Origin of the sequence: Microbacterium enclense (assembly GCF_004022425.1) — a bacterium.
Classification (GTDB): Bacteria; Actinomycetota; Actinomycetes; order Actinomycetales; family Microbacteriaceae; genus Microbacterium; species Microbacterium enclense_A.
The window spans coordinates 33,429-54,165 of sequence record NZ_RBZY01000022.1 but is presented as its reverse complement, the minus strand read 5'-3'; the positions used below and the strand labels follow the sequence as shown (position 1 = coordinate 54,165).

The 20,737-nt window shown below is 71.0% G+C and carries 24 protein-coding genes; 11 read left to right on the top strand and 13 right to left on the bottom strand.

Annotation, left to right across the window (positions count from 1 at the left end; genetic code table 11):
* A partial coding sequence (locus D8Y23_RS07735; RefSeq protein WP_164878164.1) for a DEAD/DEAH box helicase occupies positions 1-1,979 on the top strand: 1,979 nt, incomplete at its 5' end.
* Between the two features lie 107 nt (positions 1,980-2,086).
* Here D8Y23_RS07735 and upp read toward each other — a convergent pair.
* Entirely contained in the window at positions 2,087-2,719 is a 633-nt protein-coding gene (upp, locus tag D8Y23_RS07730; RefSeq protein ID WP_076495229.1) for a uracil phosphoribosyltransferase, read from the bottom strand.
* 86 nt (positions 2,720-2,805) lie between these two features.
* Here upp and tadA point away from each other — a divergent pair, with 86 nt between their 5' ends.
* Entirely contained in the window at positions 2,806-3,240 is a 435-nt protein-coding gene (tadA, locus tag D8Y23_RS07725; RefSeq protein WP_128217583.1) for a tRNA adenosine(34) deaminase TadA, read from the top strand.
* A 35-nt stretch (positions 3,241-3,275) separates the two neighbouring features.
* On the opposite strand, the gene D8Y23_RS07720 is transcribed toward tadA, so the two are convergent.
* On the bottom strand, positions 3,276-4,205 hold the full coding sequence (locus tag D8Y23_RS07720; RefSeq protein WP_128217579.1) for an LLM class F420-dependent oxidoreductase: 930 nt from the start codon (positions 4,203-4,205) through the stop codon (positions 3,276-3,278).
* Between the two features lie 9 nt (positions 4,206-4,214).
* Complete coding sequence (locus tag D8Y23_RS07715; protein WP_128217578.1) at positions 4,215-5,327, bottom strand: alpha/beta fold hydrolase; 1,113 nt, start codon at positions 5,325-5,327, stop codon at positions 4,215-4,217.
* Between the two features lie 99 nt (positions 5,328-5,426).
* Between D8Y23_RS07715 and proC the strand changes: the two genes are divergently transcribed.
* Entirely contained in the window at positions 5,427-6,272 is an 846-nt protein-coding gene (proC, locus tag D8Y23_RS07710) for a pyrroline-5-carboxylate reductase (protein WP_128217577.1), read from the top strand.
* 1 nt (position 6,273) lies between these two features.
* Positions 6,274-6,561, top strand: a complete 288-nt coding sequence (locus D8Y23_RS07705) for a DUF1905 domain-containing protein (RefSeq protein ID WP_128217576.1) — start codon at positions 6,274-6,276, stop codon at positions 6,559-6,561.
* 6 nt (positions 6,562-6,567) lie between these two features.
* On the opposite strand, the gene D8Y23_RS07700 is transcribed toward D8Y23_RS07705, so the two are convergent.
* Both D8Y23_RS07700 and D8Y23_RS07695 read right to left on the bottom strand, forming a co-directional pair.
* A complete protein-coding gene (locus D8Y23_RS07700) occupies positions 6,568-7,239 on the bottom strand; it encodes a potassium channel family protein (RefSeq protein WP_128217575.1) in 672 nt (223 codons plus the stop codon).
* Positions 7,232-8,647: a TrkH family potassium uptake protein gene (locus D8Y23_RS07695; protein WP_164878165.1), complete on the bottom strand. Its 1,416-nt coding sequence runs from the start codon at positions 8,645-8,647 to the stop codon at positions 7,232-7,234. Before D8Y23_RS07695 ends, D8Y23_RS07700 begins: the two co-directional genes overlap by 8 nt.
* 94 nt (positions 8,648-8,741) lie before the next feature.
* On the opposite strand from D8Y23_RS07695, the gene D8Y23_RS07690 reads away from it, so the two are divergent.
* The 6 genes from D8Y23_RS07690 (at position 8,742) to D8Y23_RS07665 (ending at position 10,637) form a co-directional block, all read left to right on the top strand.
* Positions 8,742-9,137 (top strand): ArsR/SmtB family transcription factor, encoded by a 396-nt coding sequence (locus tag D8Y23_RS07690; RefSeq protein WP_128217573.1) that lies wholly within the window; start codon positions 8,742-8,744, stop codon positions 9,135-9,137.
* Between the two features lie 138 nt (positions 9,138-9,275).
* Positions 9,276-9,467, top strand: coding sequence for a helix-turn-helix domain-containing protein (locus D8Y23_RS07685; protein ID WP_056224003.1), 192 nt, complete (start codon positions 9,276-9,278; stop codon positions 9,465-9,467).
* 83 nt (positions 9,468-9,550) lie between these two features.
* Positions 9,551-9,649 (top strand): 30S ribosomal protein bS22, encoded by a 99-nt coding sequence (locus D8Y23_RS07680; RefSeq protein WP_003792170.1) that lies wholly within the window; start codon positions 9,551-9,553, stop codon positions 9,647-9,649.
* A gap of 85 nt (positions 9,650-9,734) precedes the next feature.
* A complete protein-coding gene (locus tag D8Y23_RS07675) occupies positions 9,735-10,028 on the top strand; it encodes a rhodanese-like domain-containing protein (protein WP_128217572.1) in 294 nt (97 codons plus the stop codon).
* A 31-nt stretch (positions 10,029-10,059) separates the two neighbouring features.
* A complete protein-coding gene (locus tag D8Y23_RS07670; RefSeq protein ID WP_128217571.1) occupies positions 10,060-10,338 on the top strand; it encodes a glutaredoxin family protein in 279 nt (92 codons plus the stop codon).
* Positions 10,335-10,637: a Dabb family protein gene (locus D8Y23_RS07665; protein WP_128217570.1), complete on the top strand. Its 303-nt coding sequence runs from the start codon at positions 10,335-10,337 to the stop codon at positions 10,635-10,637. The genes D8Y23_RS07670 and D8Y23_RS07665 overlap by 4 nt, the downstream gene beginning before the upstream one ends.
* Before the next feature lie 9 nt (positions 10,638-10,646).
* Here D8Y23_RS07665 and D8Y23_RS07660 read toward each other — a convergent pair whose 3' ends face one another.
* The 5 genes from D8Y23_RS07660 to D8Y23_RS07640 form a co-directional block, all read right to left on the bottom strand.
* Complete coding sequence (locus D8Y23_RS07660) at positions 10,647-11,699, bottom strand: ABC transporter ATP-binding protein (RefSeq protein ID WP_128217569.1); 1,053 nt, start codon at positions 11,697-11,699, stop codon at positions 10,647-10,649.
* Positions 11,700-11,771: 72 nt separating this feature from the next.
* Positions 11,772-13,112 carry an aspartate--tRNA(Asn) ligase gene (aspS, locus tag D8Y23_RS07655; RefSeq protein WP_128217568.1) on the bottom strand — a complete coding sequence of 447 codons (1,341 nt, stop codon included), beginning with the start codon at positions 13,110-13,112 and terminating at the stop codon, positions 11,772-11,774.
* 40 nt (positions 13,113-13,152) lie between these two features.
* The gene (locus tag D8Y23_RS07650; RefSeq protein WP_128217567.1) at positions 13,153-14,031 is read right to left on the bottom strand and encodes a carbohydrate ABC transporter permease; all 879 of its coding nucleotides are present in this window, start codon (positions 14,029-14,031) and stop codon (positions 13,153-13,155) included.
* Positions 14,028-14,975 carry a carbohydrate ABC transporter permease gene (locus D8Y23_RS07645; protein ID WP_128217566.1) on the bottom strand — a complete coding sequence of 316 codons (948 nt, stop codon included), beginning with the start codon at positions 14,973-14,975 and terminating at the stop codon, positions 14,028-14,030. Before D8Y23_RS07645 ends, D8Y23_RS07650 begins: the two co-directional genes overlap by 4 nt.
* Positions 14,972-16,210 (bottom strand): sugar ABC transporter substrate-binding protein, encoded by a 1,239-nt coding sequence (locus D8Y23_RS07640; RefSeq protein WP_128217565.1) that lies wholly within the window; start codon positions 16,208-16,210, stop codon positions 14,972-14,974. The genes D8Y23_RS07645 and D8Y23_RS07640 overlap by 4 nt, the downstream gene beginning before the upstream one ends.
* Positions 16,211-16,390: 180 nt before the next feature.
* Between D8Y23_RS07640 and D8Y23_RS07635 the strand changes: the two genes are divergently transcribed.
* Positions 16,391-17,383 carry a nucleoside hydrolase gene (locus D8Y23_RS07635; protein ID WP_128217564.1) on the top strand — a complete coding sequence of 331 codons (993 nt, stop codon included), beginning with the start codon at positions 16,391-16,393 and terminating at the stop codon, positions 17,381-17,383.
* Between the two features lie 18 nt (positions 17,384-17,401).
* Here D8Y23_RS07635 and D8Y23_RS07630 read toward each other — a convergent pair whose 3' ends face one another.
* Genes D8Y23_RS07630 through D8Y23_RS16745 form a run of 3 tightly spaced genes read right to left on the bottom strand, consistent with a single transcriptional unit; the run spans position 17,402 to position 20,681 of the window.
* Positions 17,402-18,688, bottom strand: coding sequence for an amidohydrolase family protein (locus tag D8Y23_RS07630; protein WP_128217563.1), 1,287 nt, complete (start codon positions 18,686-18,688; stop codon positions 17,402-17,404).
* Complete coding sequence (locus D8Y23_RS07625; protein ID WP_164878162.1) at positions 18,685-19,941, bottom strand: adenosylhomocysteinase; 1,257 nt, start codon at positions 19,939-19,941, stop codon at positions 18,685-18,687. The genes D8Y23_RS07630 and D8Y23_RS07625 overlap by 4 nt, the downstream gene beginning before the upstream one ends.
* Complete coding sequence (locus tag D8Y23_RS16745) at positions 19,938-20,681, bottom strand: hypothetical protein (protein ID WP_164878161.1); 744 nt, start codon at positions 20,679-20,681, stop codon at positions 19,938-19,940. The genes D8Y23_RS07625 and D8Y23_RS16745 overlap by 4 nt, the downstream gene beginning before the upstream one ends.
* Positions 20,682-20,737 lie beyond the last annotated feature (56 nt).

Here is a 20,737-nt window from a genome sequence, read left to right as displayed (position 1 = left end):
CCCGCCGGTTGCGCGACTGGCTCGTCGAGCGGGCACGCGAGGGTGGGGCGATGCCCGCGCGCAGCGCGGAACCCGACGAGCACGCGTACGAGCCGTCTCCCCAGGCCATCGCGCTGCAGCACTGGGCGGACGACGCCCCCGAACCCGACGCCACGGCTCTGCGCCTCGCCGCCGCGGCGATCGACTACTACCCCCGTGAAGCCAAGACCTTCTGGGCCACCCACTATCTGCGGCTGCGCGAGCCAGTATCGATCTGGGAGGACAATCGCGATGTGGTCGTCGTCGATCCCGCGCGGTCGCGCGTCGTGGCCGACTGGCACTTCCCCGAGTCGGGGCGGGGCGCGGAACGCCGGGTGCTCGAGATCCGCGGCGAGCTCGCCCCGGGCACGCGGCTGAGCGTCGACAGCGGACCCTTCGCGGTGTACGAGCTCCCGGTGTCGTTCCCCGTCGAGACGCGTCCGCGCTGGATCCACGCGGCCCGCTACGTCACCGTTCGCGAGGTGCTCGACGACGGAGCGATCATCGAAGAGACCGCTGCCGACGGCGTCACGTGGGACGAGCTTCCACTCGCCCTCACGCCACCGGCTCCGCCGCGCGCGGGCAACCAGCAGAAGGCCATCGACACCTGGGCGGATGCCGTGCTCGCCGCGGCCCCGACGCTCCCCGACGGACCGGCGGCCGACATCCTCCGTCGGCGACCCCCGCGCACACTGTCCGGTGCCTTGGCATCCGTCACGTCCATCGACGGCGGAGCCGGAGACGACGAGGTCGGAGCGATCGCCCGTAGCGTTGCCGACCTCGACCGCAGCTACCTCGCCGTCCAGGGGCCTCCGGGAACCGGGAAGACCTACGTCGGATCGCACGTGATCGCGCGCCTCGTCGCCGAGCGGGGGTTCCGCGTCGGTGTGGTGGCCCAGTCGCACGCGACCATCGAGCACATGCTCGACCGGGTCATCGCGGCGGGCGTCCCGGCGGCCCGCGTCGGGAAAGCCCCGAAGGACCCGAGCGCCGATCATCCGTTCACCGTGCTCCCCAAGAACGGCATTCCCGCGTTCGCCGCCGAGAACGCCGCGCACGGTTTCGTCGTCGGGGGCACGGCCTGGGATTTCAGCCACGAGGGCCGCATCCCGCGCGGCAGCCTCGACCTCCTGGTCATCGACGAGGCGGGTCAGTTCTCCCTGGCATCCACGATCGCCGTCTCCCTGGCATCCTCGCGTCTCCTGCTCCTCGGTGACCCTCAGCAGTTGCCACAGGTCAGCCAGGGCACGCACCCCGAGCCGGTCGACACGTCCGCGCTCGGGTGGGTGATCGACGGGGCCGAGGTCGTCCCGCCGGAGTTCGGCTACTTCCTCGCCCGCACCCGCCGCATGCACCCGGCCGTCGCCGGGCCCGTGTCGCTCCTGTCGTACGAGGGGCGCCTCGCCGCCCACCCTTCCACGGCGGTGCGAGCGCTCGACGGTGTCGAGCCCGGGGTCCACCCTGTGCCGGTGCGGCACCACGGCAACGCCACGTCCTCGCCGGAGGAAGCGGCGACCGTCGTCGCGCTCGTCGCCGATCTGGTGGGCCGCGAGTGGACCGGCGCCGAGGGCGGTGTCGGCGACGAGGCGATCCCGCAGGCACCTCGGGCGTTGCGCGCCGACGACATCATCGTGATCACCCCGTACAACGCCCAGCAGGTCGCGGTCGAAGAGGCCCTCGCGGCGGCGGGCTTCTCCGACGTGCCGGTGGGGACGGTCGATCGGTTCCAGGGCAAGGAGGCGGTCGTCGCGGTCCTCACCCTGGCGGCATCCTCCGGGCGCGAGGCTCCGCGCGGGCTCGAGTTCCTGCTGCTGCGCAACCGCATCAACGTCGCGATCTCGCGGGCGATGCAGGCGGCCTACGTGCTGTACTCACCCGCCCTGCTCGACGACCTGCCTCGCACTCCCGAGGGGGTCGCGCGCCTCAGTGCCTTCGCGCGCTTGGTCGGCGCCGACGGCTGACGCGCCGCGCCGCACTCGTACCTCGTGGGTTCGGGGCGCATTTCGCGCTTCGGGGCGCATGACATCCGCCCCAAAGCGCGGATCGCGCCCCAAAACAGGTGCGAGCGTCAGGCGGTGCCGTACAGGCGATCGCCGGCGTCGCCGAGCCCGGGCACGATGTAGCCCTTCTCGTTCAGACGCTCGTCGAGCGCGCCGAGCACGAGCGTGACGTCGTGTCCCTCGACCTGCTTCTCGATCGCGGCGACGCCCTCGGGCGCCCCCAGCAGGCAGATCGCGGTGACGTCCTGCGCGCCGCGGTTGAACAGGAATGTGATCGCCGCGCCGAGGGAGCCACCGGTGGCGAGCATCGGGTCGAGCACGAAGCACTGGCGGTCGCTGAGGTCGTCGGGCAGGCGCTCGGCGTAGGTGGTGGGCTGGAACGTCTCTTCGTCGCGCACCATACCGAGGAAGCCGACCTCGGCGGTGGGGAGGAGCTTCACCATGCCCTCGAGCATGCCGAGACCTGCGCGCAGGATCGGCACGACGATCGGACGCGGCTCGCTGATCTTCACGCCCTGCGTCGTGGTGACGGGCGTCTGGATCTCGATGGGGTCGACGCGCACGTTGCGCGTGGCCTCGTAGGCCAGCAGCGTCACCAGCTCTTCGGTGAGCTGGCGGAACACCGGCGACGAGGTCTGCCGGTCGCGCAGCACCGTCAGCTTGTGGGTGATGAGGGGGTGGTCGGCGACGTGGACACGCATAGGCTCAAGGCTAGCCGCTCGACCCCGAGACTCCGCCCCCGTCTTTCCGGAGCACCGTGACCCCCACCGCCGCCGACCTCGCCGCGATGCAGCGCGCGCTCGCGCTCGCCGACGACGCGTCGGCGCACGAGGACGTGCCCGTCGGTGCGGTCGTGCTCGACGCGGACGGCCGGGTGATCGGCGAGGGCCGCAACCTGCGAGAGGTCACGAACGACCCGACCGCGCACGCCGAGGTCGTCGCGCTGCGTGCGGCCGCTGGGCACTCGGGCACGTGGCACCTCGCGGGGTGCACGCTCGTCGTCACCCTCGAACCGTGCGTCATGTGCGCGGGGGCGATCCTGCAGGCTCGCGTGTCGCGGGTCGTGTTCGGATCGTGGGATGCCAAGGCGGGCGCCGCCGGGTCGCTCTACGACGTTCTGCGCGACCGGCGTCTGCCGCACCGCGTCGAGGTGGTCGGCGGGGTCGCCGAGGCGGAGGCATCCCGTCTGCTGCGGGACTTCTTCGAACACCGCCGCGACTGAGGGCCGCGCCGACGGAGCGGTGCGCCGCCCCCGACTCAGCGGGGGAGCAGCGGCAGCAGCTCGGCACCGACCTCGTCGGCGTGGTCGATGTCGCGCAGGTCGAGGAGCTGGAAATACACGCGTTCCGCCCCGACGGCACGCAGCCGCTCGACCTTATCGGCGACCTCCTCGGGTCGTCCGATGAGGTTGGCGCCGTTGTCGAACTGGGCGCGCGTCTGGCCGATGGCGGCCACGCGTCGTTCGATCGCGGCATCGTCGACGCCGATGATCGTGGGCAGCGCGACGGAGAACTTCAGCGTCGCGGGGTCACGGCCGATGTCCTCGCACGCCGCACGCACGACGGCGAACTTCTCGGCGACGACGTTCTCGGCCACGAATCCGATGTTGTACTCCGTCGCGAAGCGGGCGGCGAGAGCCGGCGTGCGCTTCGGGCCACCGCCGCCGACGATGACCGGGACGGGCGCTTGAACGGGCTTCGGCAGGGCGGGCGCGGCATCCAGGCGGTAGTGCTCGCCGGCGAACGAGAAGGTCTCGCCCACCGGGGTGGACCACAGGCCCGTCACGATCGCGAGCTGCTCCTCGAGGAGGTCGAAGCGGCGGGGTGGGAACGGGATGCCGTAGGCGGCGTGTTCGGCTTCGAACCAGCCGGTGCCCAGGCCCAGTTCGACCCGACCGCCCGACATCGCGTCGATCTGGGCGACCTGGATCGCGAGGATCCCGGGGACGCGGTAGGTGACGGACGAGACGAGGGTCCCGAGGCGGATGCGGGAGGTCTCGCGCGCGAGCCCCGCGAGGGTCGTCCAGGCGTCGGTGGGGCCCGGGAGAGCGTTGCCGTCGCCCATCCGGAGGTAGTGGTCGGAACGGAAGAAACCGTCGAGGCCGTGCGTCTCGGCCGAGCGCGCGAAGGCGAGCTGGTCGTCGTACGAGAACCCCTGCTGGGGCTCGGTGAACAGGCAGTACTCCACGGGCTTCTCTCAGTCGGCCGAGCGCAGGATGATCGCCTCGGTGGGCGGCGCGGGATCGGCGGGACGACCCACATAGCCGATCACGGTGAGCAGAGCCTGGCGGAAGAGCGCCGGCCGCTCGAGGTGGGGGGCGTGCCCCGCTGCGTCCACGGCGATCTCGGTGACCTCGCCACCGGCCGCGGCGTACGCGTCGAGCACGTCGCGCGTCTGCGACACCATCGGCTGTGCCGGGGCGACGTCCTCGCCCGGCCAGCCGGGGACGATGCCGAGGGCGCCGAGGTGGTTGAGGTCGTAGAACGAGGCGTCCGACACAATGGCATCCGCCGTGCCGTGGATCCAGAGGATCGGGGGCTTCTCGGCGAGGCCGACGATCCCGGAGACGTCGAAGTATTTCGGCGCCATGGTGTTCAGCACGCCGGTGGTCCCGGCGGCGAAGCCCGGCCAGTTCGGCGAGGTCACGGCATCCCCGGGGTAGTTCCCGCCGGCCGTCGAGGTGGTGAGCATCGACTCGACCCACACGTCCTCGTGCTCGCTCGTGTACCCGGGAGCGACGTAGCCCGAGCGGAACACCGACCGCGGCGAGGTGGGGGCCTCGTCGGTCGTGTCGTGGTCGATGAGGCGCTGGACGAAGTCGGGGTTCGCCCCGCCGGCTCCGGCGCCGGCGTCGTCGTCGGTGAGGCGCGACCCGTCGCGCCGCGTGCCGCCGAAGCCGTAGGGCGAGACGGGCGCCTGCAGCGTGAGCGAGAGGACCGGGTGCTCGAGCGCGTACTGCATCACGACGCCGCCGCCCATCGACCAGCCGACCAGGTGGGCGGTCGGGATGCCGAGGACCCCGAGGGTCGCGTGCAGATCGTCGCTGAAGTCGCGCACGCCGCGGGTGGCATCGATGGGGGAGTGCTCGGTGCCCCCGAAGCCGCGCAGGTCGACCGCTAGTACGCGCAGGTCGCTCGGCAGGTCCTGCATGATCTCCTGCCAGAACAGCGACGACGAGACGTTGCCGTGAACGAAGACCACCGTCTGGTCGGGCGCGGTGGCGGGGTCGTCGGCCGCGCGTTCGAGCACGTTGACGCTCAGGCGACCGGTCTCGATCATCCGTGAGGTGATGCCGTCGAAGAGAGTCATGGGGTCCTCCGTGTCGCTCGCGTCCGCTCCGCTACGGGCGCGCTCCGACTCTAACGCGCGCCCCTATCGGCCGCACTCAGGGTTCGTAGACTTGCGTTCATGACGGATGCCGTTTCCTCGCTGCCCCCGCTCGCCTTCCTCGGCGCCGGTTCCATGGGAGGGGCGATCCTGCGCGGACTCGTCGCCGCGGGACTCACCGGCGGCGGTGTGACCGCCACCAACCGTTCGGTCGCCAAGGCGGCCGAGCTGGCCGAGCTCGAGGGTGTCACGAGTGTCGCGCTCGAGGTGGCCCCCGACGGCAACACTGCGGCCGCGGCATCCGCAGACGTCATCCTCATCGGCGTGAAGCCCGGCATGGTGCCCGACCTCCTCGACGAGATCGCACCGCACCTGCGCCCGGGGGCGGTCGTGGTGAGCCTCGCCGCCGGCGTGACCCTCGACACCTTCGCAACGCACCTGGGGGACGGCGTCGCAACGCTCCGGTCGATGCCGAACACGCCCTCGCTCGTGGGCAAGGGGGTCACGGGTCTCGCCGCGGGTGCCGCCGCGACCGCGGGTGACGTCGCGCTCGTCCGAGCGCTCTTCGAGACGGTCGGTCAGGTCGTCGAGGTGCCCGAGTCGCAGATCGACGCGCTGTCCACGATCTCCGGGTCGGGCCCCGCCTACGTCTTCCTCCTCATCGAGGAGTTCACGAAGGCCGCGGCCCGCATGGGCTTCGACGACGCCGCCGCGCGTCTGCTGGCGGAGCAGACCTTCGTGGGGGCGGCCGCGCTCCTGGCATCCTCGGACGTCGATCCCGCCGAGCTCCGCCGTCGCGTCACGAGCCCGAAGGGCACGACCGAGCGCGCGGTCGCGGTGCTGCAGGACGCGCACCTCGCCGATACGTTCACCGAGGCCGCCGAGGCCGCGCTCGCCCGGGCGCGGGAACTCGCCGCCGGGGCCTGACATGCGGCTGCGGTTCGAGGGGCCGATCTGGTATTGGCGCGGACCCGCGCCGTACCACTTCGTCACCGTGCCGCCCGCCGAGGCCGCGGCGATCGCCGAGGTCGCCCCCGTCGTGACCTACGGCTGGGGGATGATCCCCGCCGCCGTCACCGTCGGCGCCACGCGGGTGACGACCTCGCTCTGGCCGAAGGACGGCGCCTACGTCGTGCCGATCAAGAAGGTGCTCCAGGATGCCGAGCACCTCGACGTGGACGACATCGTGACGCTCGAGCTGGAGATCGACGCGTAGCTGTGCCTAGCGGTCGAGGCGGGCGAAGCGTTCGATGTCGCTGTTCGTGCCCGACACGATGATGAGGTCGTGGTTGGTGACCACGGTGTTCGCCTCGGCGTAGCGGAACGGGCGGCCGGGGCTCTTCACACCGACGACGGTCACGTTGTACTTCGTGCGGACGCCCGACTCGTTCAGGCCGACGCCGCGGACGAGCTTCGGCGGGTACATCTTGGCCAGCACGAAATCGTCGTCGAAGCGGATGAAGTCGAGCATGCGGCCGCTCACGAGGTGCGCGACCCGCTCGCCGGCCTCGGCCTCGGGGTAGATGACGTGGTTCGCGCCGACACGGGCGAGGATCTTGCCGTGCGACTGCGACACGGCCTTCGCCCAGATCTGCGGGACCTTCAGGTCGACGAGGTTCGCGGTGATGAGGACGGATGCCTCGATGAGCGAGCCCACCGCGACGACCGCGACCTGGAAATCCTGGGCCCCGATCTGTCGGAGCGCGTCGATGTTGCGGGCGTCGGCCTGCACGGCGTGCGTGACGCGCTCCGACCACTTCTGCACGAGGTCGAGATTGCCGTCGACGGCGAGCACCTCGCGGTCGAGTCGGTCCAGCTCGCCGGCGCACGCGGCGCCGAAGCGCCCCAGACCGACGACGAGGACGGGCGCGTCGCTGCGGATCCGTTCAACCAACGATCGGCCTTTCGACGGGCAGCGCGTACAGCTGCGAACGGGAGGACGCCGCGACGGCCGCGGCGAGTGTCACAGTACCAATGCGCCCCATGAACATCGTCAGAGCCAGCACATAGACGGCGGGATCGGGGAGTTCGGCGGTGAGCCCGGTCGACAGGCCGACGGTGGCGAACCCGGAGATGACGTCGAAGAGGACGTACTCGATCGGCGCGTCGGTGATGCGGCTGATCGTCACCGTCGACAGCGCCACGATCGTTGCACCCCAGGCCACGACGGACAGGGCCACGCGCTGCACGTCGCTCGGGATGCGGCGGCCGAAGGCCTGCACGGACGGGCGCCCCTTGGCCTCGGACCACACCGCGAGGGCGAGGATGGCCAGGGTCGTGACCTTGATGCCGCCCGCGGTGGATGCCGAGCCACCCCCGACGAACATGAGCATCGACCCCACGACCAGTGTGGCGCCGTTGAGGTCGCCGACCTCCACGACCGAGAAGCCGCCGGACCGGGTCATGGCGGAGAGGAAGAACGCCTGGAACGTGGTGTCCCACGCGTCCATGCTCCCGAACGTCAGGGGGTTGTCGTATTCCAGCAGCAGAATGACGCCCGCTCCGGCGAAGAAGAGGACGACGGTCGTGATGATCGTCAGCTTGGCGTGCAGCGACCAGAGCCGGAACCGCCACCAGTGACGCCACAGCGTGAAGATCACGGGGAAGCCGATCGAGCCCAGGAACACCCCGATCATCAGGACCGTGAGGAGGTAGTAGTCCTGCGCGAACGGGAGGAGACCTTCGGCGTTGGGGACGAATCCGGTGTTTGTGAACGCCATGGCGGCGTAGTAGGGCGCCTCCCAGAGGGCGACCAGAGGATCGATGCCGCCGATGAGGAGCGCGGGGTAGATGAGGATCGCGAGCGCCGCCTCGATCACCAGGGTCGACAGGGCGACGGTGCGCAACAACTGGCCGACCTCGCCGAGGCGGATCGTCTGACCCTCGTTGACAGGGCCGCCGTGCACGCGGAGCGGATTGCTGTCGCCCGCGGCGATCAGCTTGGCGCGCAGCCCCAGTCTCTTGGAGATGACCAGGCCCAGGATCGACGCGAGCGTGAGGACGCCGAGGGCGCCGACGTTCACGCCGATGTAGGTGATCGCACGTCCCAGCGGCGACCAGTCGCTGTACATGTTCACCGTGGACAGCCCGGTGACACAGATCGTCGAGACCGCCGTGAAGAGCGCATCCGCGAGCGGGGTGCGTCGCCCATCGGCCGCCGCGGCCGGGAGGGAGAACAGCGCCGTGAACAGGAGGATCAGGATCACGAAGACCAGAACCGCGAATCGAGCGGGGGATGCCGTCGTCAGATCACGGAGCCCATCCCATGCCCGGAAAGCGATGCGCCGTACGCGAACCGACATACGCACCTCTTCGGGCGTCGCCGCCATGCGTGACTCCCTTCGCAGCCGGTCTCGCATCATGGTACTCGGGCGGGCTCGCGGCTAACCTAATGCCATGGCGGACATCTTCGACGTGATCGCTGACGGCACGCGTCGCGACATCCTTCAGCTGCTCCTGGACCGGGCGACCGGTGGGGAACGGGGCACGAGCGTCTCGCAGATCGTGCATGCCCTCGGGGTGAGTCAGCCGACCGTCTCCAAGCACCTCAAGGTCTTGCGCGAGGCGGAGCTGGTGTCGGTGCGCGAAGAGGGCCAGCACCGTTACTACAGTCTCGCGGTGGCTCCGCTCGACGAGGTCGACGACTGGCTGGTGCCGTTCTTCTCCGTCGATGTCGAGAACGAGCCGGCGCTCCCCGAATCGGCCGTGCACGCGGCCGAAGTGGTCGGTCGCGCGGCCGCCTCCGTGAAGCATTCCGTCGCCTCGGCGTTCCGCAAGCTCCCCGGGCGCTGATCTGGCGTGCCGGCGGCAACACGGCCGACCGTGAGCACATCCGTCACACGAGTCCCGGAGGTTTACAGCCGTCCCGGGCAGACCCTAGAGTGTGTCGCACATCAGAGGGTGAGGCTCACCCGCGGCGAAGGGTGAACGATGGCAGAGTTGCCCGACGTGCGTTTCCTGACGGTCGCCGAGGTCGCCGAACTCATGCGGGTCTCGAAGATGACCGTCTACCGGCTCGTGCACGCGGGCGAACTGCCCGCGGTCCGCTTCGGGCGCAGCTACCGGGTTCCCGAATCCGCCGTCGCCGAGGCCGTGCAACGCCCGGTCTCCGACGTCGGCTAGACTGATCCGAGGCCTTTTTCCAACGCCTGCCCGTTCCCGGGAGCCGACATCGGCACCCAGACCCCGACTTAGTGAGGTTTTCCGTGGGTTCTGTCATCAAGAAGCGCCGTAAGCGCATGGCGAAGAAGAAGCACCGCAAGCTGCTTCGCAAGACTCGTCACCAGCGTCGCAACAAGAAGTAAGCGACCACCACACCGAGCGCCTGTCATCCGACGGGCGCTTCGTGTATGCGGCATCCGATCACCGACGTCCTTTCGAGGAGCACACATGCAGTCCATCTCGGTCCACGACCTGCACGCCGGACGCGATCGTCCGCTGATCGACGTCCGCGAGGTCGACGAGTTCGCCGCCGGCCGTGTGCCCGGTGCCGTGAACCTTCCGATGTCGACGCTGGGCGAGAACCTCGACCAGCTGCCCGACGGCGCGTTCGACGTGATCTGCCAGGCGGGCGGGCGCTCGGCGCGCGTCGTGGAAGCGCTGACGGCACGCGGCCACGACGCCACGAACGTCGAGGGCGGCACGGGCGAGTGGATCGCGGCGGGATACGACGTCGAGTCCTGAGAGGTCGGCTCACCCTCCTAGGATGGGTGGAGTGACGACCCTCACGCTGATCGGCAAGCCCGACTGTCATCTCTGCGACGTCGCCGAGCAGATCGTCGAGACCGTCGTCGCCGACCTCCCGTCGGATGTCGCCGACCGCGTCGTCGTTCAGCGCGCGTCGATCGCCGACGACACCGCCCTGTACGAGCGGTGGTGGGAGAAGATCCCGGTCGTGCTCATCGACGGCGAACTGCACGCGCACTGGCGTGTCTCGGCCGATCGCCTGCGAGCCGCGCTCCTCGCGGCCGACCCCGAAGGAGCCTCCGCGTGAGCATCCGTCATATCGTCCTGTGGAAGCTCGCGGCGGACGACGCCGATACCCGCGCTCTCCACGCGGAACAGATCGAGGAGCGACTGTTGTCGCTGCGGGCGGAGATCTCCGAGATCGAGCACCTCGAGGTGGGGCGCAACGTCGCCTACCCGCAGACGAACTGGGACGTGGCCCTCATCAGCGAGTTCGCCGACGTCGAGGCGCTCGAGCGCTACCAGGTCCATCCCGCGCACCAAGAGGTCGCGGCGTTCGTCCGTTCGGTCGTCACCGAACGCGCGGGCATCGACTTCCCCGGCTGAATCCGTCCCTCAGCTGAGCGGTCGTGTGGCGACCGGCACCGGCGCCAGGGCGATTCGCACCCGTGCACGATCGGCGAGCCGCGCGTCGGCGGAGTGGTCGACGTGCACCAGGATGCCGTCGGCGGTCCGCACCAGCGACCGTCGCACGTGACCCAGGAACGTGCTCTCTTCCACCACGGCATCCATCCCGGGGGCGTCCGCGGACACGAGCACGACGTTCTCGGGACGCACGAGGACTTCGCAGTGTCCGTCGTGCGCCGACTCGGCGAGGGGGAGGTGCTGCCCCCACACGTCGACCACGACGCCCTCGACGATGCCGGGCACGGTGCTGACCGGTCCGAGCACCGCCGCGACCGCGGGTTCACCGGCACGGGCGTAGACCTGCTCGGGGCTGCCGTCGGCCGCGACGGCGCCGCGGGCGAGGACGACGACCCGATCAGCGACCGCGATGGCCTCGGCGGTATCGCGTGTGACCCAGACCGCGGTGGTCCCCCGGCGGCGCAGCTCTCGGACGAGCGCGTCGCGCACCCTCTCGCGACCCGACGTGTGCAGCGCGCTGAGCGCGTCGTCGAGGACCAGCGCCCGCGGCTCGGTCGCCAGGGCCCGAGCGATCGCGAGTCGTTGACGGTCGCCTCGTGACAGTCGGCGCACCAGGGCGTTCGGTGCGGTCAGCCCGACCAGCGTGAGCAGCCGCGACACGTCGTCGGCGGCACGGGGGCGGCGGCCACGGGGGAACACGGCGTCGCGGACACGGCCGAAACGCGGCATGACATCGTCGAAGACGGCGGGGAGTCGGGGAGCGTCCGGGCGGAGACGTCCGTCGATGCGCACATCACCCCGGTCGGGACGTTCGCGGCCCGCGATGATGCCGGCGAGGGTGGTCGCACCGCAGCCGGACTCGCCCACGATCGCGGTGATGCTGCCGGCGGCGAGGTCGAGATCCACGTCGCCGAGGACGCGCTCGCCTCCGCGCATCCGGCGGACGCCCGTGAGGTGAATGCTCCACCCCGCGCCGAACGCACCGTCCTCGGGGACGATCAGCGCGGCGCTGTCGACGACCATGACGTCACGTTAAGCGAGCTGCATGACCTCCCCGGCCACAGGGAGTGAACCTCGGGCGTCGGGAGGGCGAACTCAGGGCGCGAGGCGCGTCGGTCCGCGGAAGAGGTACGTGACCTCTCGGATCGACGCTTCGCCGAGCAGCAGCATGAGCACGCGCGCGAGACCCATGCCGAAACCGCCGTGCGGCGGGGCGCCGAAGCGGAAGAAGTCCAGGTAGAAGTCGAGGTGCTCGGGGTCGAGACCCTTCTCCTTCGCCTGCTCGATCAGAACGTCGACCCGGTGCTCGCGCTGCGCACCCGTGGTGATCTCGACACCGTTGAACAGCAGGTCGTACGACTTCGTGAGCCCCGTCTCCGGGTCGCGCATGTGGTAGAACGCCCGGATCTCGGGGTGGTAGTCGGTGATGAAGACGAACGGGTGGCCGAAGGCCTCGCGCACGTGGGCGGCGATCTGACGCTCGCCCTCGGGGTCGAGGTCGCCGTCCGTGCGGGGGATGTCGTAGCCGCGAGCCGCCACGATCTCGCGCGCTTCGGCGAGCGGGATGCGCGGGAAGGGGATCGCCGGCACCTCGACCTCGACGCCGAAGAGCTCGTGGATCTCGTCGCCGTGCTTGTCCTTGACCGCCTGGAACGCGGTGTGCAGGAGTTCCTCCTGCATCCGCGCGACGTCCTCGTGCGAGTCGATCCAGCTGATCTCGGCGTCGATCGAGGTGAACTCGGTCGCGTGGCGGCTGGTGAACGACGGGTCGGCGCGGAAGGCCGGCGCGATCTCGAAGATCTTGCCGAACCCCGCCACCTGCGCCATCTGCTTGAAGAACTGCGGGCTCTGGGCGAGGTAGGCGGTCTTGTCCTCGAAGTACGGCACCTCGAACAACTCGGCGTTGGATTCGGAGGGGGATGCCATGAGCTTGGGCGAGTGCACTTCGATGTAGTCGCGCTCGACCCAGTACGAGCGCATGGCGTGCTCGAGCGTCGTCTGCACCCGGAAGATGAGGTTGTTGCGGCGCTGGCGGAGGTCGATGAAGCGCCAGTCCATGCGCTTGTCCGGGCTGCTGTCGGCCGCGATGGGGGTCTCGGGGTTGGCGGCCGCCGCGATGTCGAGCTCGCCGACCTTGATCTCGACGCCGCCGAGCTTCACGCGCTCGTCGTGCTTGAGCTCGCCGTGAACGGTGAGGAACGTCCCGGTGGCGAGAGCCCCGATCGTCTCGGTCAGCGCGAGGGCCGTGGCATCCTGCTCTTCGGCTTCGTCGGACGGGCGCGTCGCCGGGTTGACCAGCTGCACCGCCCCCGTCTCGTCGCGGAGGACCACGAACTGGACCTTCTTCTGATCGCGGACGGTCTCGACCCACCCCGACACCGAGACGGGGCCGGCGGGAAGGGATTTCAGCTGCTGGACCAGGACGCGTTCGCTCACGAGAAGCCAGTCTACGTGCGGGCCGGGCGCGCCCTGTGCGTCAGCGCCCGGCGCCCGCGCTCAACCCCGCCTTCACGTGACGCTGGGCCGCCAGGATGACGACGAGGGCCGGCACGCTGGCGATGAGGGACGCGGCCATCGTCGCCGCCCACGTGTTCAGGTTCGAATTCGCCAACGCCAGGATCAGCACCGACATGGGGTACATCTCGTTGCGATTGACCAGGGTCAGGCCGAACAGCAGATCGCCCCAGCTGAAGAGGAACGCGAAGACGCCCGCCGTGACGATCGCATTCCGCGAGAGCGGGACGACGATGCGCCACAGCGTGCCGATCGGCCCCAGTCCGTCGACGGTCGCCGCTTCGATCACCTCGGTGTCCAGGCGCAGCATGAACGCCCGCATGACGATCACCGCGAACGGGACCCCCGCGGTGGAGTTGGCCAGGATGAGTCCGAGGAACGTGTTCAGCAGACCCCAGGAATTGAACATCGCGTAGAACGAGGTGGCCAGCACGACGCTGGGGATCATCTGGGCGAGCAGCAGCAGGATGAGCGCGATGCTCACCGCCCGTGACCGCAGCCGGCTCAGAGCGTACGCGGCGGGGATCGCGACCAGGAGCGTGACGAGCACCGACCCGAGCGAGACCAGGATCGAGACGCGGAGCCCACCGAGTCCGGCGTCATCGAGGGCCGTCTCGTACCCGCCCAACCCGGGCGCGGCCGGGAACCAGGCCGTGTCGGCGGAGTTGGCCGTCGGCTGCAGCGACGCCGAGATCATCCAGTAGACCGGGAAGAGGTAGACCGCGAGCACAACGATCGTGACGATCGTCCACATCCAGCCGCGCCGGCGCCGGCGCTCGGCGGGGGCGGCGGTGGGTTCGGGTGTGACCGCGGCGGGGGCGGCGGGCAGGGTGGCGGTCATTCGTCGCGCTCCTGACGCATCGACATCACGGTGTACACGATCGCGAAGAGGATGCTGATGCCCAGCAGCAGCATCCCGTACGCGCCGCCGAGGCCGAACTGGAACTGCTGGAACGCCTGGCGGTACGACAGCAGCCCCAGGGTCACGGTGCTGTTGGCGGGGCCGCCCGCGGTGAGGACCAGCACGAGATCGACGATGAGCAACGTGTACACGACGCTCATGACGACGAGGACCGAGATCACCGGCCAGATCGTCGGAAGGACGATGGAGGCGAGACGGCGCCAGGCACCGGCACCGTCGAGTTGGGCCGCCTCCAACTGTTCGGCCGGCACCTGTTTCAGTGCCGCTCCGAGGATCGTCGCCCAGTAGGGCAGGCTCGCCCAGACGGCGACGACGATCACGGCCGGCAGCGCCGTCGCCGGGTTCGCCAGCCACGCTTCGGCGGGGAGGCCCACAGTGGCGAGGACGTCGTTGATCGGTCCGTCACCGGCGAGCAGTGACTTCCAGACCGTCGCCACCACCACCGCGGGCAGGAGCCACGGCAGGAGGATGAGGGTCGGCAGCCACCGGCTGCCGGGGAAGCGGCGTGCGAACAGCAGCGCCAGCGCGAGCCCGAGCACGAGCTCCACGACGACCGACACGACGGTGATGGTGATCGTGTTGGCGAGGGCGCGGAACGTGACCGGCTCGGAGAGGATCGCCTCGAAGTTCGCGCTCCCCACGAACGGGGCGCGACCGGTGATGAAGGTCCCCGTGGTGAAGTTCGTCGTGCTCATGAACACGCCGTACCCGAGCGGGAACAGGAAGAACAGGACGAAGAACACGATGGCGGGGGCGAGGAACCCCCACAGTTCGCCGCGCTGTCGCGCGGCCAGGGAACGCCGGAACCGGCCGGGGGCGCGTGCCCCCGACCGGCCGGTCGTCGTCAGCGTGTCCGCTGTCACTGGCCGCTGGCCTGCTCCAGGGCGGCCTGTGCCGTCTGTCCGCCGACCGTCGCGCTCTGGATGGCGTCGACGTACTGCTGCTGGAGCGTGTTCCACTCGGTGCCCAGCTGCGCGGAGTTGTATGCGCCGTCGACGGCATCGACGAACGGGGCCGCGGCCGGGACCTGCTCGACGAACGCATCCTGCGCGCTCGTGAGCGCGGGGATGTAACCGCCCTGGACGGCGGTGTCGATCTGGTTCTCCTCCGACGCGCGGCACTTCACGAGGGCTGCCGCGGCGGCTTCCTTCGCGGCATCCGCGTTCGCCGCGACGCCGTAGGCGTAGCCGAGCAGGTTGACCTTCGGGGATTCTCCGCTGGTCGGGGTGGGGAACGGGAACGTGCCCCACTCGAACGGGATCGAGGTGTCCACGAGGTTCCAGGGGCCCGACACCGTCAAGGCGGCGGAGCCGGAGGTCCACTGGTCGATCGAGTCCCAGCCCCAGTTCACGAACTCGGGCGAGAGCGATCCGTTGTCGACGAGCTTCTTGTACAGGTCGACCGCTTCGACGGCGCCGGTGCCGGTCGGGTCGGCGGGGTCGCCGCCGGCGGAGAGGAGGAACGGAAGGAAGTACACGGGCGTCGATCCGTCTCCGCCGATCCCGGGGAGCACGATGCCCTTCTGCGACGGCGTCGTGAGCGAAGCCGCGAGCGCGGCGAGGTCGTCGAACGTCTCCGGCGCGGTCTCGGGGACGCCGGCGGCGGCGAAGGCGGCCTTGTTATAGAAAATCGCGTAGTCCTCGACCTGGACGGGAAGGCCGTAGAGCGTTCCGTCGTAGCGGCCGAGGTCGGCCGCGCTGTCGGCGAGGCCGTCGGTGGTCACGTCGTACGAGCTGAGATCGGCGAGCACGCCCTGCGATGCCAGCTGCGGGAGCTGCGTGTCGGTGGACAGGAGAGCGACATCGGGGAGGGCCTTCGCGCCCGCCGCCTGCAGGAGCTTGGTCGTGTAGTCGCCCGACTGGGTCTGGACATCGACCGTGATGCCGAGGTCGGCGGCGCACGACTCGAAGTACTGCTTCTGCAGACCCTGGTAGGGCTCGAAGTCGATGTTGTTCCACACGGTCAGGCTGACGCCCTCGAACCCATCGGTGGGGGCGGGGCCGGCCTGGCCGCCGGAGCAGGCGGTGAGAGCGAGAGCGGCGGTGAGGCCCGCGGCGGGCAGGGCGACGCGGCGCAGCCGCTGAGACGTGGATGCCATGGGTGTGTCCGTTCCCGACGACGCCGGCGGCGCCGATCGACATGTGCTGTGAGGGACACGGGTCGGGGCCGCCCGTGCCACCCCTCACTCTGCGGTCTCCCCGTGTCGAACAGGGAACGAACGTGTCACGCGATGTAACACCCGGCCGTGTCCTCGGTGAGAAGCGGGCAGGGTGAGAGCATGGCATCCCCTTCTTCTTCCGTCGTCCGCCGCGTCCTCGTGGACACCGACACCGGTCTGGACGACGCACACTCCTTGATGTACCTGCTCGCCCAGCCCGACGTCGAGATCGAGGCCGTCACCACGATCTACGGCAACACTCCCGTGGTCGACTCGGCGCGCAACGTCCGGACGGTGCTGCGGCTGGCCGGGCGCGAGGACATCCCGGTGCATCTGGGGGAGGCGGCTCCCCTCGAGGGCGAGGCGTCCATCGCCGACTTCGTGCACGGCACCGACGGCCTCGGCGACCGCTTCGAACGCGCCGAGTTGCGCGTCGAAGAGGAGAGCGCGGTGGATGCCATCGTGCGCATCGCCGCGGAGCATCCCGGCGAGGTCGACCTCCACCCGCTCGGACCCCTGACCAACATCGCCCGTGCCCTCGAGCGCGACCCGGACCTGTTCCTCAAGTACCGCTCGGTCGTCATCATGGGCGGGGCGGGACCGTACCCCGCGCCGGGTGGGGCGACCCTGACGGACGCCAACACCGCCAACGATCGCCGTGCGGCCGAGATCGTGTTCGGGGCGCGCAACGCGGGCAACGTCATCATGGTCGGTGTCAACGTCACGGCCACGGCGATCCTCGATGAGCACGTGCTCGCGGTCCTGCGCGGGATCGGCACCCCGTGGGCGACGTTCGCGGGCGAGGTGCTCGACGCGTACAACGACTTCTACCAGTACAAGTGGGGCCGCCGGATCTCGTCCGCCCACGACGGTCTCGCCACCGTGATCCTGCATCGCCCCGAGATCGTCACGGGCTGGATCGAGGGGCCCGTCGACTACACGCCGTACGGGGGATCGCTCGCGACGCGCATCGCGCTGACCCACGACGGGCTGCCGCTCGTGTGGGGGACGCCCGAGGGCCCCACGGTCCGCGCGGTCACGTCGTTCGACGGCACGGAGTTCCTCCGCCGGTTCGTGCAGGCGCTGTCGACCGGGCCGGCGCCGCGGGGCTGACCGCGGCGCCGCGCCCCGTCAGGCGATCGCGCGGGCCGCGACGCGCGTCCGGTCCCAGCGGACGCGTCCGCCGACGACGGTGAGGGATGCCTCGGCGGGGCCGGCTTCGACGAGCTCGGCGAGCGCCTCGCGCGGGGTGGACGCGGCGACCGGGAAGACGGCGAGGTCGGCGCGGGCCCCGACGCGCAGCACTCCGGTGTCGTCGAGCCCGAGCGCGTGGGCACCGCCCGCGGTCGCGGCGGCGAAGAGGCGCGCGTGCAGGTCGTCGTCGCGGTAGCCCTGCGCGCGGGCGATGTCGTGCAGCGCCGCGACGTCCTGCCACGGGGACAGGCTCGGTGACGACGACAGCGAGTCCGTGCCGACGGCGATCGCGTTGCCCTCGCGGAGGTAGGCGGCGACCGGCGGCGCGTCCAGGCCGATCACGGCGTTCGACCGCGGGCACAGGGCGACGCTGACGCCGCGGGTCCGCAGAAGCGCCCGGTCGTCGGCATCCACATAGATCCCGTGCGCGAGATGCGTCGTCGGGGTGAGGGCGCCGAGATCGTCGAGGTAGCGGAGGACGCCCGTGCCGACGCCGCCATGCCGGAGCAGCGCGAACTCTCCCCGTCCGTTCGCGCGCCAGCGCTCGGCGAGATCGCCCGTGCCGGTGCGGACGTAGGCGTCCTCCCAGGCGGACTCGGCCGCGTGGATGTGCTGGCGGACGCCCAGCTGCTGGGCCAGACGCGCGAGATCGCGGATGACACCGGTGTCCAGCGAGTAGATCGCGTGGGGCGAGAGGCCGGTCGCGGGTGGGGTGGGGAGGGCCGCGAGTTGCGCGCGCACGGTGCTCTCGCCGCCGTCGGCCCACGCCCGATCGGTCCACCCGAGCACCTCCCAGAACGCGATGCCGTGGAGCCCCGCGTCGTGCACTGCGGAACCGGCGGCGGCGTCGGTGACGATCTCGGCGACCGCGGTCGTGCCGGAGCGCAGGGCCAGGGCGGCGCCGGCGGCGGCCGACGCGCCCCAGTCGCGGGGGACGGGATAGAGCTCCATGAAGGCGCTCATCCACGCCTCGAACCCGGCGTGCTCGGCGAGGCCGACCGCGGCCATGTCGCTGTACTGCAGGTGCGTGTGGGCGTTGACCAGGCCGGGGGTCAGCGCACCGTCCCACTCGTGCACCTCGGCGTCGGGACCTGCTGCGGCGAGCACCTCGTCCGCGGGGCCGACGGCCAGGATGCGGTCACCCGCGACGGCCACGGCGCCGTCCGTCAGCGCGACGGAGCCGGGGGAGAGCACGACGGGCGCGCGATGGACGACGGCGGTCACTCCTCGCCGTCCTCGGGGTTCCAGGCGGCGAGGAACGCCTGCTGCGCCGCGGAGGGCGTGTCCAGCGTCCCGCCGAACGAGGCGAGGGCGATCGCGGCCACTTCGTCGTCCGCGGCCCGTGGCAGCTCGTGCACGCCGGGGGCGAGGTCGCCGGTCGCGAGCACGTGGGCAACCGAGGCGAGCTGGACGCCGAAGGACAGGTCCATGATCTCCACGGGGTTCCCCTCCGCGGCGCTGACGTTCAGACAGTTGCCGTCGTCGAGCACGTGGACCTTCGCTCCGCTCGGCATCCGCAGGACCGAGACCGGGCCGGTCCGGGCGATCTCGACGGCCCCCGCCGCGCGTGCGGCATCCAGGGCGATCTCCTGGCCCACGCCGCCGCCGACCGCGACGACGGCTCCGCTGCGGAGCGCGTCGAGGTGGGCGACGTCGATCGTGTGCCGGATGCCGGTGGCCGAGATGACGATGTCGGCGAACCGCACCGCCTCCGCGAGGGTCCGCACCTCGAATCCGGCGAAGACCGCCTGCAGCGCCGCGACGGGGTCTGTCTCGGTCACCACGACCCGGGCACCGAGAGCCGCGGCGTGCTGGGCGATGCCGGTGCCGACCCGTCCGAACCCGACGACCGCGACGGTGGCGCCGCGGAAGGAACGACCGGACACGTCGGCGACGGCGAACACGACCGACTGGCCCGTGCCGTGCATGTTGTCGAACAGCGACTTCGACCGGGCGTCGTTGGCGGCCACGACGGGGATGCGCAGCGCCCCCTCGGCCTGCATCCGACGCAGGGGCCGTACCCCCGAGGTGGTCTGCTCGGTGGCGCCGCGCATCTCGGCTACGACGCCGGGCCGCTCCAGGTGTGCGAGACGGATCGTGGAGGCGCCGTCGTCGACGATCACGTGCGGCCGGTGGTCCAGCAGTGCGAGGGCGTTCGCGCGGTCCGCGGCGTTGTCGGCATCGGCCCGCGCGTACGTCGGGATGCCGGCGTGGTCCAGCGCCGCAGCCACGGCGTCGTCGGTGTTGCGGCCGGCGGACGTGACCGTCACGTCGGCGCCCGCCTCGGCCAGGGCGAGGGCGATCGTGGCGGTCTTGGGCTCGAGCACGTCCGAGACGCCGATGCGAACACCCGCGACGGTGCCGTCACGGGTCAGCCGCGCGGCGAGGGCGGTGGTCACCGGCATGTGCGCGCGGGCCCACTCGATCCGGTCCTGTCCGGCGCGCCACAGGCCCGGATCGGCGATGCGGCCGGTCACGGGGTCACCGCCGTGGCGAACGCGTCGTCGGTGTCCGCGAGAAGCGTCGCGAGGAGGGCGTCGGCGATCCGGAGCTGTATCGCGGTGGCCGGTTCGCCCTCGGAGGGCAGCGGCCCGGGCATCTCCACGAGAGATCCGTTCGCACTCGTGCGCACGTGCGGGCGCGGCGACGGCAGGTCGGTGGCATCCACCGGTCGGGGCGAGACGTCCGCGACCAGTCCGCCCACGGCGGTCGCGGTGACGCCGTCGTGTCCGACTCCGGTCAGCAGCGTCAGCGATCCGGCGCCGCTCGCCGCGACCGCCTCGACCCGGATCCCGTCGAGCCGGGCGGCGAGCCGCTCGACCGGGTCGTCGGTGGCGCGGACGACCGCCGCGCCCAGGCGCCGCAGGAGCGTCGTGAGCGCGGCGGCCACGGGGCCGTCGCCCACGACACGCACGGTGCCGCCCGCGAGCGTCAGGTTCGTGCGGGCCGAGAGCGCGAGCACGACCTGCTCGGCGCGCACGTGGGCGTACAGGATGCCGAAGGCCCGGGACTCCAGCGGGTCGGATGCGGCGGGGTCGTGGACGACGTCCACTCCCCACGTCGCGCGCAGGGCGGCGCGGAGCTCGGCGGGCAGGGGCGGCAGAGCGCCGGCGTAGGCGAGGACGACGGGTCGGTCCGCGCGCGCGTCGAGCACCCTGCGCGCGGTCGGGAACACGTCGTCGAGCCCGGCGGGGGCGGTGGACGAGGAGGACGACACGGCTCGAACGTAAGGTGCGCGGGCGGTCCCGCGCGAATCGATGACGCCGCGTCTCT